This is a genomic window from Bacillus sp. S10(2024) (assembly GCF_050473865.1).
In the GTDB taxonomy this organism is placed as follows: domain Bacteria; phylum Bacillota; class Bacilli; order Bacillales; family Bacillaceae_G; genus Bacillus_A.
In genome coordinates, this window is record NZ_JBFLUR010000002.1 from 3,125,075 (window position 1) to 3,138,182 (window position 13,108).

Here is a 13,108-nt window from a genome sequence, read left to right on the forward strand (position 1 = left end):
AGTAAGAGCCATTATCACTAAAATATACTACTATACAATTAAAGTATACTAATATATAATTGAAATGTTTTGCAAGCGCTAACAAATACATTAGGTTGGACACACGATGTGGCGCACCTTGTAAGCAATTTATTTTTCAACAAGAATGATCTATATTCTTAAGCCTTAAAAAGAGACGTAAGAATAGGATACAAGGAGGAATTATTATATGAGCGGGAATACTGCAAAAAAAATAAAATTTCAAGCTGAAAATACTGCAGTAAAAAATGAGCAATATCTAGACCCTAAAAAGTGGCATAAACAGGATACTACCTGGGCATTGAGCCTTTTTGGAACAGCAATTGGAGCAGGAGTACTCTTTTTACCTATTAATGCAGGTTCAGGTGGTTTATTATCATTACTGTTAATTACCATACTTGCATATCCTGTTATGTATTATTCACATAGGGCGCTTGCTAAAATGATATACGCTTCTAATTCTGCTGATGAGGGGATTACAGGTACAATAAGAGAGTATTTCGGAAATAAGGCAAGTGTAATTTTTAACATAGTATATTTCGTCTCAATTTATACGATCGTGCTGATGTATTCAGTTGCACTTACAAATACTGCAAGTAGTTTTATCGTGAATCAATTGCACATGAAGGAGCCTTCAAGGGCCATTTTATCACTTGTATTAGTACTCGGTCTTATAGCTATACTAAATTTCGGTCAAGATATTACTGTAAAGATAATGAGTATGCTAGTATATCCTTTCATAGCTTCTCTACTTTTTATCGCAATATCTTTGATTCCACAGTGGAATACGTCCATGCTTAGCTTTTCAAGTGTTTCTACTGCTTCAACAGGAACAGGATATTTTGGAACGATATTGATGATACTACCAATCATAGTATTCTCGTTCAATCATTCGCCTATGATTTCATCATTTGTTATGAAACAGAGAGCTACTTATGGAATAGAAGCTACTGATGCCAAATGTGCTCAAATACAAAAAGCTTGTTATATCATGACATTCGCTGTTGTTATGTTCTTTGTTTGGAGCAGTACATTGAGTTTGACTCCAGATGATCTTATAATGGCAAAAAAAGAGAACTTGTCAATTCTATCATATCTTGCTAATGAGCTTAATTCGCCTGTAATCACTATTGCAGCTCCTATCATTGCTTTTATGGCTATAACAAAATCCTTCCTTGGCCATTATATAGGAGCATATGAGGTAATGCGTGACATGATTATCAAAGTCGGTAAAAAACGCGGGAAAAATATGGGGGAAAAAACAGTTAAGACAATGATCCTTACTTTTGTTGTATTAACATGCTGGTATGTTGCTTATGCAAATCCAAGTATTCTTGGAATCATTGATGCCCTTAGTGGTCCATTAGTTGCTGCTATCTTATGTCTATTACCAATGTATGCGATCCGCAAAGTACCAGTACTAGCTAAATACAGAGGGAAAGCGAGCAATGTATTTGTCATTATTATAGGTATACTTACTGTCCTAGCAAGTATTAGATCATTATTTTAATTCACTATTGTTGGTTCTGTTGCAAAAATAGTGGGAAATGAAAAAAGAACGAAAGATTCCTAGCAGAATTGAATTTTATCCCGCATTAACGGGCAGTAATACTCCCACCTCAAAATTCAGCGAAAGCAAAGGAGTTAGGTGGGAGATAAACTGCCCCTAAAAGCCCGATTGGTTCAACTAATAATCAGTGGGGATGAAGCCCCCCCCACTGATTAAAGTTTCATTTTATATTGTTAAACCAAAGAGATCATGGTTTTGGACAAACTTCTCACCTTGGAGAGTTTGTCCTTTTTTGATTATATGTATAACTTCTATTCCAGCAATCACTTTTTTAGCTGTTTGCAATGATTTTAATCCAAGCATATTTTAGGTGATATCGAACTCTTTTTAGACGAAGATTTATTAAAAGCTTAAATAGTATCCCATAGATAAACGATAGCGACAAACCTTATTCAAAGTTCTTTAGGAATGTAACGCTAAAAGAATTAAAAAAGTAAAAGTGTATAAGAAAAAGCCCCACCACCGCCAAGTAGAGAAGAGCTTTTCCAGGTAAACTACGATAAAGGCAGTCGCGAAGTATTATATTAACGGGTTCTGGTGCAAATATGATTTATTAGAAACATAGAACCTCAATATCCTTTTCATCCATGAATTATGATGCTAATCCAAACAATTTATGGATGAACCCAACGCATAATCGTTGTATGAGAAATGGATAAACTCCGTTCCTCCATCATTTCCACTAAATCACGAAAACTAAGATAATATTAGGCTGATAGTGCTTCCATTTGAACAAATTTTTCTTTTTCATACCAATCACACACCTTTTTAGAGTAATAGTATCAGTATGTCCAAGTTTTAGAGATGAATTCTTTTCAAATTAAAATTTTGCACCAGAACCCTAAATTCTCTCAACCCACATACCATATGACGGAAAAGTATCTTTCAACTTTGCAAATGTTTCATCACACCATGATTTGGAGTTGAAATCACCAATGATGATACGCTGATTACCATCATCAAGCGATTGTGTCCATATCCCGTAGTCTGGGAAAGTATCTTTGGTTGTTTGATATACTTCTTCTATCCATTCCACTGAATTGAAGTCTCCTATAAAGATCCGATAAAGTTCCTGATCATTCGTGAACCATTCGATCGTTTTATCTCCATTTAAAACATTTAGATCTACTTTTCCTATTCCATCAAGCCATCCCCCTGTTTCACCATCTGCATATTGCCATAAATCACACTCATATTCAGGCTTATTTCCCCCATATCGTGGAATCCATAAGAAGTCAGCTTTTATATTTTCTAATCCATAAGATCCATACATATGGTGCGATACATATAAGCCAACTTTCCAACCAGCATCCCGACAAGTATTGATAAATGCCTGTGTTGCTTCTGCCAAGTATGTACCTCCACAACTTCCTAGAGTGTCATCTTCAACATCTAATACAAGAAATTTTGCATTTGGATTTACACGCGCTAAAAAGTCTTTCGCTTCCACAATAGCATCTGCAATGCTTACATAGCACCCGTAGGCATAAGCAGCATGGGGGATTCTATATTTTTCTAAATTTTGGATATGTTCATTATACAGTGTATCTATTTTTTTTGATCCATATTGTACACGACAGATTGCTAAGTCCAATTGCGGTGCAGCTATATCCCAATCGATATTATCATTGTATTTTGATAAGTCTACGATATGTTTAGTCATTATTCAGCATTTCCTTTCTCTTCATGATCTGTCCAAATACCAAGTGCGATACCGACCGACAATAAATAAGGCGCCAATTCGTCTAAGAAACTTTTTGCCTCCGGAACTCCTAATTTAGTAAATAGAAACCCAATTAATGAAAAAGTTGCAACCCACATTTGCCAGTTACGAAGACGTTTTTGGATATTTTCTTTATTCATATTTTCACCTACTTTCCTGCAACTTTAAATAGAGTCATAATAGCCCCTGTAATGATTGCACCCACTACAGTTGTTCCAATCCAAAAAACTAATTTATCTAACCTATCTATACGTAAATGCGCATTTTTAGCAAATTGTTGAGCCTCAATTGCAACTTCTTTTACGTTTCCTAATGTATCAAGTTTTGTTTCTACCCTCGTTAATCCAACTAATAGCTCTTTAAAATCATCTTGCTTAATTTGTTCATTCATTGATTCATCCCTCCCTTACAATAAAAAGAGAAACAATACAACTTATTTTCTTACAACTGATGCATTTTTATATAAAATTCGTATTCCTCAGACCTGGGATTTACTGCCGATTTCCTTCAGATTCCGCTTCACCACAGACACCATTGTCTTAAGCTAATCGCTACTGCTGCCCTCATGATTCGAGACTTGAACCCTAAAGAATATACGCACGCTGGGCGCACAAAAAGAGCGTCTTTCAAAAGGAAGACGCTTGTTGATTAAAAGTTTCCATAAACAGTTGGATTACTTGAATAACCAACTTCAATATCAGTATCGCACCAAAGGTTACTGTCATATACCAAGTTACCGCCTTTTTTATAACCATTTGTACAGAGATAATAAAGTTGTTTTAAAAACGCCGATCATGCTATTCAGCAATTGGGCCAGATTATGGAGTGACTTTATTAATTGTTTCGTTAAGGTTGTGAAGAAGTGTACTTAAGCCAACGTGGCAGTTTAGTTGAATAAAAAATGTTATAATATTATTTAAATTTAAGAAATGGAGTTTGGAAAATGAAGAGTATTAAAAGATTGATTCAAGTCATCTTATTAAGTACATCAATCCTAATTCTTAGTGGATGTTATTTCTCTAAAGATAATTTCTCTAAAGATAGTTTGAATCAACCAATACAAGAATATTTAAAAACAAACTATGGAATACAAGGTGAGTTTTCTGTTATTAAGACAAGTAATAATGGGTTTGTAGATATTGGCCATCAAACTTATGTAGAAATGAAAAAGCCATATCGTGCTTATCCGTTCCTAATGATTGAAAGAGATACTTTGAAAGTCTTAAAAGATGATAGTGACGATATCTATCTCGAACAATTCAAGGGTGCATATATTGAGCAACATCCAGAAGTAGTTCAAGTAATGAAACAGATCATAAAAAAATATGGGTTAGTAAAATATCCTAATAAAGCTGCCCCAGAAGAAAATGGTCCTATTTATATGTTTCCTTACGATAATATCGGGGTTAATGTAAATGATTACCAATATCTACTTGATGATTTTAAAAAGACCCAAAAGATAAATACTACTGAACTTTTAACTAAATTAATACCAAGTGACCGTCGAAATGAAAAGCGTAATGGCAAGTATTTAGGTGTGGTGAATTTTCTATTTGAATTTGACATGAATAAAAATAAACATCCTATTCCAAAGGCCAAAGATCTAATTGAGGACTTTCAAAAAAGTGGAATATTAACAAAAGGAATATACAGTATCGAGATGAAAGTAGATGATTCAACTCACTATGTGGGATCGGAATATGATAATGTAGCTTTGTTTGAAGTCGATGGAAATGGTGAATATACAATAATTGCTACTCCTAAATATGATGATTTTTATAGAACTTACTATTATGGTGATTACGCAGCTGAAAAAAATATAAAATAGAACTTTAGTTTCAATTACTTAATTGGAATTGACTAAAAATACACCTGGTTCTATCCCTATTAGGGTTTCTTTACCCATCCCCCGAAAAGGTAATAAGACAGAAAATACCAATTGATAAACAATCAATGTAACAAAAAGGTAGAAGATTTATATTGTGACAAATTATTTTTGAGACAGTATTTAGTTACATCTAAATTCAATACAATCTAGTTTAGAATTTAAAAAGAAATACTGTAACAAAAACGAACGTTTGAGTTACAGTTTGGTCTCTTCACTAAAATAATTGGGATTTATTTGCATATGGTCCCCAAAAAGCGTTTTAGTTGCCATACCCCAACCAGGGACAAAAAGTAAAGTTCAGTTTATAATTTTTTGTAATCCGTACACTTTACTGTTAAATAGTAAGCCCGTATTCAAACAACGCATATAAATAGAGTAGCACCCCCTGGTATGATAAACCTATCAATTTAAGGAGGTGCTTTTCTTATGCCACAACAAAAACTTACCATTGTCCCCGTATCATTACATACCGAAAGCAAAAATACCTCTGTAACAAATTCAGCAGTACTTTCCTCAAGTCCTACTTGCACGATTAAAACGAGCAACGCTGAAATTTCTTTTTACAATGGCGTAGATGAGCGCATCATCCAAATGGTCTTCAGGGAGTTGAAAAATCAGTGAAACACGATTATACAAATGTGAAGAATATTTATATTGTTTGCGGAAAAACAAACATGCGAAAAGGAATTGATGGACGGGCAATGTTCATTATTTGATGATGAATCGTCTTTTAGTGAATCTGAGCATACAGAAGAACAAAGCCAACAGATGATTTCCTATACTGTTGTACGAAATATTCAAAAGAAAAAACGAAATGATTCATTACGGGATGATATCGAAGTAGAAGCATTTCACCATTATCCAGAAAATACACAATGTGACTGTTGCCAAGGACAAATGATTGAAATCGACAGTACAATCGTACGTGAAGAAGCAAAATTTATTCCTGCGAAAATGAGAAAAATTCAGCATATTGAACACGCTTATGAATGTAAAAATTGTAAAGACGACGCATTGAAATCGATAATAACCCAGCTGAAAATGCCATCCGTCCAAACGTTATAGGCAGAAAAAATTGGCTTTTTTCGGTCAGCGAAGCTGGCGCAAAAGCGAATGCTATTTGTTTGAGTATCGCAGAAACAGCCAAAAGTAACGGGATTGATTTCTACGAGTACACAAAGAAACTTTTGATGGATTTACCGAATCCCGGAATACATCAAAATCCTGAAAATTCAGACCAATACATACCTTGGTCCAAAAAGATTCAGCTGGAATGTAGTAAGTAAATGAAAGTAGCCGTATTTTTGATTAAAAAGATCAGATTATACGGCTTTTTGTGATGCGTACCGTAAAGGTACGCTTATTTTTTATAATTCGGGCTTACGGACAGTCAAACCCATACCTACATCAAATTGATGTTAATACAACGATTGTTGTGTTTTAAATAAGGAACGACTTCTCACAAGAGAGTCCCTTTTTCATCTTTAAAAATGGTAAAATGTAGTTTAAGGAAGGGTAAGAATGAAAAATGAACATAGGGGGATTTAAATAAGGGATGGGCAAAAACCCCAACTATGATTGTATGAAGTATATAATAGAAAAGGGAGAACTTGAATGAGGAAACCAAAAGTAACTGTTTTTATCTTATTACTGAGCATACAACTATTCCTATTAAGTGGTTGCTCTACAGAAACAAAACTATTAGAAAAACCAATAGGAGATTATTTGTCCGAAAACTACGGGATAAAGAATGGGGATTTTAAAATTCTTTCTACTGATAGTGGGTTTGGAGCTCCTGATCAACAGACTTACGTGGAAATAAAAAAACCATACCGCACTCTTGCTTATTTAATTGTAGACAAAGACTCACATGAAATAGTTAAAAATGGAAGCGATGATGTTTTTCTAAAAATATTCAAAGGAGCTTATGTTGAACAACATCGTGATGTTTTGAAACAATCCGATAAGATGATAAAAAAGTATAACTTATTAAGTGAATTCTCCTATCATAAAAAGAATCCAAATTTCTATTACTATTTAGATATACATATAGATAAACAACAAGAAAAGGAATTAATTAAAAATTTCAAACGCGATCAAAAAATAAACACTGACAACATAATGAAAATATTAAAAGATAGTAACTCTAGAGATCATGCTAATTATACAGGAGTTATCAATTTTAATTACTATTATAATACCTACAAAAATAGTGAAACTGTTCCCAATGCTCAAAGTATTATGGATGATTTCGAAAAGAGCCACGTGCTAACAGAGGGCATTTATGAGATAGCTGTTCTGACCATGTATTCCAGCCCTAATGAAACAAGCATAGGAGGAACGGATAGTCGTAATAATAATGTCATGTTTACAGTGGATGAACAAGGGAAATTCGAAATATTAAAAACAACTGTAGATTCTTGATAAAATACGTCAATTGTTGTGTTTTAAAAAAGGGGCGACTTCCGACAAGGAAGAGGGGGCACTAAAAAAGTCCTCATGGTTTAAAAAGTGAAACCGACTTATGAGCAGCCCTTTCCTTTTTGAGTATACAAAAAAACCGCCCATCCATCTTTAAAGAAATAAAAAAACCAGCTATATTATGCAAAATACTCACAATATAGCTGGTTTTTACTGTATTTCTATAAGGGTATAGTGACCTTATTAGAAATACTTCTATTTTAAATTTACTTCTTTAAAGCGAGATGGATGATGATAATATTCAATAATCTCTTTTCGACCCTTAGTGTCTTCAATTGTTTTGTTATATTTGTCATAAACATAGAGTATTCCTAAGTCAAATCCAAACTTACTTATACTATCTTGTTCAATACGATGATTAATTATAAGATCATCATATTTTTTTAGTTTATTATTAGCAAGTTTTTGGATTACTTTTGCTTGATGTGTAATATCATGAAAATTGATAATAGGACTAAATCCTGGCGCATTAAATGTCACTGTGTTTGATTCAACCCAAGGTAAATTTTCATCAATCATTTCACTTTGTACCCATTGTGCTAAGTACCCACCAAGTGAGTGACCTGTAATGTACAAATGACTCATCTTTTTACCATCAGTCTCTATTAATTCTTTAACAAAATTAGCAGCTTCACCAATTTGTAAACCTCCCATGTTTAACCCTACTTGTAAGAAATCTACTACAAAGTCCTGCCACTGCTGTGAACCTCTAAATGCAACTGTATAAGCATATTTTTCTTTGGAAATTTCTTTTCTATACACATATACATCAAAGGAAGTTATTGATTGATTTGCATGTTTTTTGTGTAATACCCAGCCTCCTGGACTTATAAAGGCCTCAGCAGGGGTTTTTTCATCAGTTTTTAGATCATCATTATACGTGGATCTTGCCATTTCAAGAAGCTGAAGTGTAAAGGATAACTTATCAAATTCTGTTTTAGAAACACCAGTATCTCGACCTGATTTCATATTATTATCTATTTCAATAAGACCACTACCTGATCCAACTTTAATCGTTGAAATTTGATCAAAAGCCCAGTTTTTTGGTAGTGGATACCCTAAATTCCCACTAAATCCTGTGGACATTCCACTAACAAAACTTGTCTTCGCATAACCTTTCTCTGAAACTTGAATACATACGTTTCGAGCCCCATAAACACCTACTTTATAAGATCCACCAAGTTGAACCATTTTCTCATTTAAGGCTTTGAAATGGGGAAGAATATTATCCGTAATATCTGTCCCATATGCATCAAAATCAACTGCAAAATAAATAGTCGTACCATCTTGGAATCCATATTCTTTCGCTGCATCATATGCTGTTTTTGCATCTAATCGACCTTGTTCTGCACTAAAACTTGAAGCCTGTCTACCATTAGCTTGGTAAATGGGAAATACAGATAATCCAGCATCAAAAATATTTTTCAATTCACCTGGTTGTAGTTTTTTATTTAAAATACCTGGACTAGCATTAGTAAGATAACGTCCTACAGTTTCATAACCAGCAGCCTTTAAAGCTTTACCTCTCTCTAAAGTGACTTCCGTTATACAATCACAAGCCTTTCCTTTTCGATCAGGATCCCCGGTACTAACTAATGCTGATAACCAAGTTGACTTATTTGCAACACCATCTTGAGGAAGTAGTGTGAACTCTTGGAATTTCTTAACTGCACTTTCTATGCTGGCATTATATGTTGTTGAAAACGAACCAGAATCATAACCATTAAAATATAAAGCATATTGAAATAATGTAACAAATCTACCCGAACTACCTACTTTTAGAATTGGTAATCCATTCTTTGTCGCAGGACCAATCGAGCCAGTTTGAGAATCTGCAGCAATTCCCATTTCTGTTTGTAAACCGTACACTAAAGCTTTGTTTGTACCTCGTTGGTAATGACCATCTGTTGGTTGAACACCAGAAGTTTTGTAATACTTATTATTTAAATCTTGTTGAATTTGTCGTACTTTTGCATCTCCACCTGGAGTAAGACGATAAGCATCCATTGTTAAGAAAGCCTTAAAAATATAGTCATACACTTTACCATCAGCTACTGGAAGACCAGCATCTTTTTGTAAACTCACAACTGCATTTTTCGTTTTCTCATCAAAAACAGGATCATCAAATTTCCCCGGATTATATCCTTTACAATACATAGCACCTTTTAAAATTGTAACAATCGCTTTTCCTTTTTCATCAGTAGGAACATTTCCTAAAGACATTTCACCCCACTGCTTATATTTAGAAGCTGTAGTTGGTCCAAATGCATCTGCAAGCGAAGTAATACCCAATTCAACTTGAAGGGCTCTTGTTAAAGCATAAACAGTTGACCAACCTGTTTTACCATTTAAAGGAGCTAGCTGAAAACCTGCGACTTTTCCGTATTTTAAATTTACCCATGTTTGTACTGCCAATACTGCTGGATCTAACATCGGCTCTGCCATTATAAATTCTCTCCCTTTTCTTATTAGTGAAGCTTAATTTAATAATGTAGTTAAAAATAAATATACATATTTCAATAAAAATTTAATTAAATTAAGCTCTTACTCTATTAAGTGAAAGGAAAGTAGAATAAATCAAAAAATAGAAAAAAACTTTGTAACTACTTCAACAATATCGAATTCCTATTTTTAGTAAAAAATAAATTATTTGAATTGTTATGATCACTGTATTTGTGAGATGTCTACAATGTGTTTACAAAGGTACACCTTTAGATACGTTTTTAACTTCCATGTATTTAGTGTTACATTTCCGCCTCGAGTCTTCTGTAAAAGTATACCTTTACAGATGCATAGAAAACTATGAAAAACCACGTCTATAAATGTTTATTTCTCATTTTACACACATCTGTTTATTTCATGTACCTTTACAGACATAATTGGCATAATTATCAATGAGGTGTAGCATATGAAGCATAAAAAATTTGGATATGTCCGAGTTTCGAGTAAAGATCAAAACGAAGAACGCCAAATTCAGAATATGAAAGATTTAGGAATAGAGGATCGAGATATTTTCATTGATAAAGAATTTGGAAAAAATATGGAGAGAGAGAACTACCAAATGTTAAAACGTCTCGTTCATACAGGGGATACCATTGTGTTTGATTCCTTAACAAGACTTGGAAGAAATATGAATGATACATTAGAAGAATTTAGATACTAGGGGATACTGACGTCATTTCGCGGATTTTATACGTTAAGACATTTGTTGTAAATTAAAGTAACTAAAAACGTTAAATAGTTGTTGTTTTTGTAATTTGTTTTTAGTGTGGCTTTACTCACTCCGGTTTCTTCTGCCACACTATTGAAGTTAATTGCTTTAGAGCTCTTGGTTAGACGTTTTATAGCTTCATCAACCTTAGCTATAGTTGTCTGTTTCCTTTTTTCGTGTAGCTGCCTTAGTTACTCTTCACGGCCGAAATTTGCTTAGTGTATGTTTTCGTTAAAATGTGGGCGGTACGTCAAGCCCGTTTGTAAATGGCTACGCAAACGGGTAGGTGTTCGGCCGAGATATACACGTATCTATGTTAACCCTATAAGTATTGTGCATACCACAAAAATACATTTTTTTGAAAAAATGTCACGAAAAGAATGAACACGTCTATAGTTTTATTATTACAATATACGATGTATTAGTAGTTCTAGAAAAATTATACAAGGGCGGTGAATTATAGTGAATAATTTTATATTAGGCTCTCTAGGCCCTTTTTTATACCAGTTAGTCTTCGAACCAATTATTTGTATTTCACTTGGAATAACAGCTTTTTATATTTTTAAAAAGGTGTGGGTAGCTCCTGTAATAACAATGCTTCTTCAAATATCTATGTCATTTTATTTTATGGGGATGGGAATTTCGTCGTGGTCCTTTATTTTTCCTTTAATTTCTTTTTTTATCACACTCTCTATTCACAAAACAAAGACATAGTATATTTGTTAAATACTTGTAATTATTTCGCATTAAAATTTTAATACTAACAAATTGGAGAAGAAGATATGAAAAAGTATTCATTACTAAAAAAAACTTTATGTACTGTATCCTTAGTACCATTATTTTTATTTCCGTTACATAGCAGTGCAGCAAGCAATAATACATATACACAAAATGGTCCTGGTGCAAATACTTCAAAATATCTGGAAGTATTTGCACCAGAACCTGTTTTCTTAAGTTGATGGGTATGAAGGTGACCTCTATTTAAGAAAACATCTTATCAATCCAATTATGAATCGCATACAGTTTCCCTATTTTTAACGCAATCTTAAATAAAATAGCGCCTCCCCCTACTACAGCAAATGCAATCATTTTCCAATTTTTTTTTACTTTCGGCTTTTTTTCCATTCTATATTCCCTCTTTATCTCTTTATTAATCAAACGTTTGTTTAATAGATTTTACAAGCCTTTCCCCCAACTAATCAAACGTTTGTTTACATTTCAAAGCAATAAGAAATGCGCCTTTTCAGGCGCATTTCTATGTTAATCTCCACCACCACAGCTGCCGCCATCTCCGCCAAAAGAACTTCCGCAATCTCCCGAGCTGTCACTAGATTCTGCAAAAAATATTGGTGCACTATATCCTGTACTATCCGTTGAATCGGAATGATATCGGTTTCGTCTCCTTTTTCTTTCACTCGATACATTTGCTTTTACAATAATTGCAAACAGTAAAATAAAAAATATAACGCCTACTACCATTTCCATTCTAAAATCCCCCTTTCACTCTTCAACTAGAGTGCAGTTTATATTTTTTAGGGAAAATAATCACAACTAAATATTTCGCCAAAACTCCCTCCATATCCTCTAATAAAATTACATTTTTACCTAAATTAGGATAAATTTCGAACTAATAGTACAGATAACAATCGTTAACTCTTATTTACTTCGAAATCTTAAGAATCTCCTTATAGAAAATTTCGAAATATCTTATCGCGGTATATACCAAATGAAGCTGTTCCTTTTATTTTTCATTTTTCGATCAGTTGTTGAAAACGAAGTGATTTCACCGTTAATTCTTCTTGTAATTGTTTTCTCTCTGCCTCATCATGGCAACACGCCAGTAGATCTTCAATTTTTAACACCTCTTTTTGCAGATGCATTTCTTCAGGGATCATACCAGCATGTTTCAAAATTTTGTAACTCATGCGAAGTTCTTCCGGTATCATTGATAAAGTGAAACTTCCATCAGTGGAGAGTTTTTTCATCTCCCACTGATGGTTAGTTGAACCAATCGGGCTTTTACGGGCAGTTATCCCTCACCTATCTTCCTCGCTTCGCTCTGAATCTTGAGGTGGGGGTCTTACTGCCCGTTAATGCGGGATAAATCTTCTAATGCAAGAGATTTCCCTTTCCCTGGCAGGTCTTCAAATTCACCATCTTTCATTGCCTGACGAATACGTTCCTCCGCAAGAATCGAAAAGATATCCATAACACCAC

13 protein-coding genes and 4 pseudogenes are annotated in these 13,108 nt (G+C 33.8%); 7 read left to right on the plus strand and 10 right to left on the minus strand.

Features of this window, described 5'->3' with window-relative positions:
- Positions 1-208 precede the first annotated feature (208 nt).
- Positions 209-1,528: an amino acid permease gene (locus AB1280_RS15870; protein ID WP_429756415.1), complete on the plus strand. Its 1,320-nt coding sequence runs from the start codon at positions 209-211 to the stop codon at positions 1,526-1,528.
- A gap of 225 nt (positions 1,529-1,753) precedes the next feature.
- Here AB1280_RS15870 and AB1280_RS15875 read toward each other — a convergent pair.
- The 5 genes and pseudogenes from AB1280_RS15875 to AB1280_RS15895 all read right to left on the minus strand — a co-directional run.
- A pseudogene (locus AB1280_RS15875) lies at positions 1,754-1,894 on the minus strand (IS6 family transposase); the annotation flags it as partial.
- Between the two features lie 314 nt (positions 1,895-2,208).
- Positions 2,209-2,339, minus strand: a pseudogene (locus tag AB1280_RS15880) (IS6 family transposase); the annotation flags it as partial.
- Between the two features lie 90 nt (positions 2,340-2,429).
- On the minus strand, positions 2,430-3,251 hold the full coding sequence (locus tag AB1280_RS15885) for a GH25 family lysozyme (protein ID WP_429756416.1): 822 nt from the start codon (positions 3,249-3,251) through the stop codon (positions 2,430-2,432).
- Entirely contained in the window at positions 3,251-3,451 is a 201-nt protein-coding gene (locus AB1280_RS15890; protein WP_429756417.1) for a hypothetical protein, read from the minus strand. Before AB1280_RS15890 ends, AB1280_RS15885 begins: the two co-directional genes overlap by 1 nt.
- 8 nt (positions 3,452-3,459) lie before the next feature.
- Positions 3,460-3,702, minus strand: a complete 243-nt coding sequence (locus tag AB1280_RS15895; RefSeq protein WP_272188892.1) for a hemolysin XhlA family protein — start codon at positions 3,700-3,702, stop codon at positions 3,460-3,462.
- A gap of 552 nt (positions 3,703-4,254) precedes the next feature.
- Between AB1280_RS15895 and AB1280_RS15900 the strand changes: the two genes are divergently transcribed.
- From AB1280_RS15900 to AB1280_RS15915, 4 genes and pseudogenes are all read left to right on the plus strand, one after another.
- Positions 4,255-5,139, plus strand: a complete 885-nt coding sequence (locus tag AB1280_RS15900) for a hypothetical protein (protein WP_429756418.1) — start codon at positions 4,255-4,257, stop codon at positions 5,137-5,139.
- A 486-nt stretch (positions 5,140-5,625) separates the two neighbouring features.
- Complete coding sequence (locus AB1280_RS15905; protein WP_429756419.1) at positions 5,626-5,820, plus strand: hypothetical protein; 195 nt, start codon at positions 5,626-5,628, stop codon at positions 5,818-5,820.
- A 30-nt stretch (positions 5,821-5,850) separates the two neighbouring features.
- A pseudogene (locus AB1280_RS15910) lies at positions 5,851-6,485 on the plus strand (IS66 family transposase); the annotation flags it as partial.
- Between the two features lie 328 nt (positions 6,486-6,813).
- Positions 6,814-7,623 carry a hypothetical protein gene (locus tag AB1280_RS15915; RefSeq protein ID WP_429756420.1) on the plus strand — a complete coding sequence of 270 codons (810 nt, stop codon included), beginning with the start codon at positions 6,814-6,816 and terminating at the stop codon, positions 7,621-7,623.
- Between the two features lie 252 nt (positions 7,624-7,875).
- Here AB1280_RS15915 and AB1280_RS15920 read toward each other — a convergent pair whose 3' ends face one another.
- A complete protein-coding gene (locus AB1280_RS15920; RefSeq protein ID WP_429756421.1) occupies positions 7,876-10,125 on the minus strand; it encodes a glycoside hydrolase domain-containing protein in 2,250 nt (749 codons plus the stop codon).
- A gap of 463 nt (positions 10,126-10,588) precedes the next feature.
- Between AB1280_RS15920 and AB1280_RS15925 the strand changes: the two are divergent.
- A pseudogene (locus tag AB1280_RS15925) lies at positions 10,589-10,840 on the plus strand (recombinase family protein); the annotation flags it as partial.
- Between the two features lie 833 nt (positions 10,841-11,673).
- Positions 11,674-11,850: a hypothetical protein gene (locus AB1280_RS15930; RefSeq protein ID WP_429756422.1), complete on the plus strand. Its 177-nt coding sequence runs from the start codon at positions 11,674-11,676 to the stop codon at positions 11,848-11,850.
- Between the two features lie 22 nt (positions 11,851-11,872).
- Here AB1280_RS15930 and AB1280_RS15935 read toward each other — a convergent pair whose 3' ends face one another.
- The 4 genes from AB1280_RS15935 to AB1280_RS15950 all read right to left on the minus strand — a co-directional run bounded on the left by AB1280_RS15935 (position 11,873) and on the right by AB1280_RS15950 (position 13,100).
- Positions 11,873-12,016, minus strand: coding sequence for a histidine kinase (locus AB1280_RS15935; protein WP_272188853.1), 144 nt, complete (start codon positions 12,014-12,016; stop codon positions 11,873-11,875).
- 135 nt (positions 12,017-12,151) lie between these two features.
- Positions 12,152-12,376, minus strand: a complete 225-nt coding sequence (locus tag AB1280_RS15940; protein WP_429756423.1) for a hypothetical protein — start codon at positions 12,374-12,376, stop codon at positions 12,152-12,154.
- Between the two features lie 263 nt (positions 12,377-12,639).
- The gene (locus AB1280_RS15945; RefSeq protein ID WP_429756424.1) at positions 12,640-12,876 is read right to left on the minus strand and encodes a DnaJ family domain-containing protein; all 237 of its coding nucleotides are present in this window, start codon (positions 12,874-12,876) and stop codon (positions 12,640-12,642) included.
- Positions 12,877-12,971: 95 nt separating this feature from the next.
- Positions 12,972-13,100 (minus strand): DnaJ family domain-containing protein, encoded by a 129-nt coding sequence (locus tag AB1280_RS15950; RefSeq protein WP_429756425.1) that lies wholly within the window; start codon positions 13,098-13,100, stop codon positions 12,972-12,974.
- Positions 13,101-13,108: the final 8 nt, after the last annotated feature.

What these genes read in the sequence shown, in the direction of transcription:
- AB1280_RS15870 (WP_429756415.1), top strand. Translation starts at nt 209, where the DNA reads ATGAGCGGGAATACTGCAAAAAAAATAAAATTTCAAGCTGAAAATACT.
- AB1280_RS15885 (WP_429756416.1), bottom strand. Translation starts at nt 3,251, where the DNA reads ATGACTAAACATATCGTAGACTTATCAAAATACAATGATAATATCGAT.
- AB1280_RS15890 (WP_429756417.1), bottom strand. Translation starts at nt 3,451, where the DNA reads ATGAATAAAGAAAATATCCAAAAACGTCTTCGTAACTGGCAAATGTGG.
- AB1280_RS15895 (WP_272188892.1), bottom strand. Translation starts at nt 3,702, where the DNA reads ATGAATGAACAAATTAAGCAAGATGATTTTAAAGAGCTATTAGTTGGA.
- AB1280_RS15900 (WP_429756418.1), top strand. Translation starts at nt 4,255, where the DNA reads ATGAAGAGTATTAAAAGATTGATTCAAGTCATCTTATTAAGTACATCA.
- AB1280_RS15905 (WP_429756419.1), top strand. Translation starts at nt 5,626, where the DNA reads ATGCCACAACAAAAACTTACCATTGTCCCCGTATCATTACATACCGAA.
- AB1280_RS15915 (WP_429756420.1), top strand. Translation starts at nt 6,814, where the DNA reads ATGAGGAAACCAAAAGTAACTGTTTTTATCTTATTACTGAGCATACAA.
- AB1280_RS15920 (WP_429756421.1), bottom strand. Translation starts at nt 10,125, where the DNA reads ATGGCAGAGCCGATGTTAGATCCAGCAGTATTGGCAGTACAAACATGG.
- AB1280_RS15930 (WP_429756422.1), top strand. Translation starts at nt 11,674, where the DNA reads ATGAAAAAGTATTCATTACTAAAAAAAACTTTATGTACTGTATCCTTA.
- AB1280_RS15935 (WP_272188853.1), bottom strand. Translation starts at nt 12,016, where the DNA reads ATGGAAAAAAAGCCGAAAGTAAAAAAAAATTGGAAAATGATTGCATTT.
- AB1280_RS15940 (WP_429756423.1), bottom strand. Translation starts at nt 12,376, where the DNA reads ATGGAAATGGTAGTAGGCGTTATATTTTTTATTTTACTGTTTGCAATT.
- AB1280_RS15945 (WP_429756424.1), bottom strand. Translation starts at nt 12,876, where the DNA reads ATGAAAAAACTCTCCACTGATGGAAGTTTCACTTTATCAATGATACCG.
- AB1280_RS15950 (WP_429756425.1), bottom strand. Translation starts at nt 13,100, where the DNA reads ATGGATATCTTTTCGATTCTTGCGGAGGAACGTATTCGTCAGGCAATG.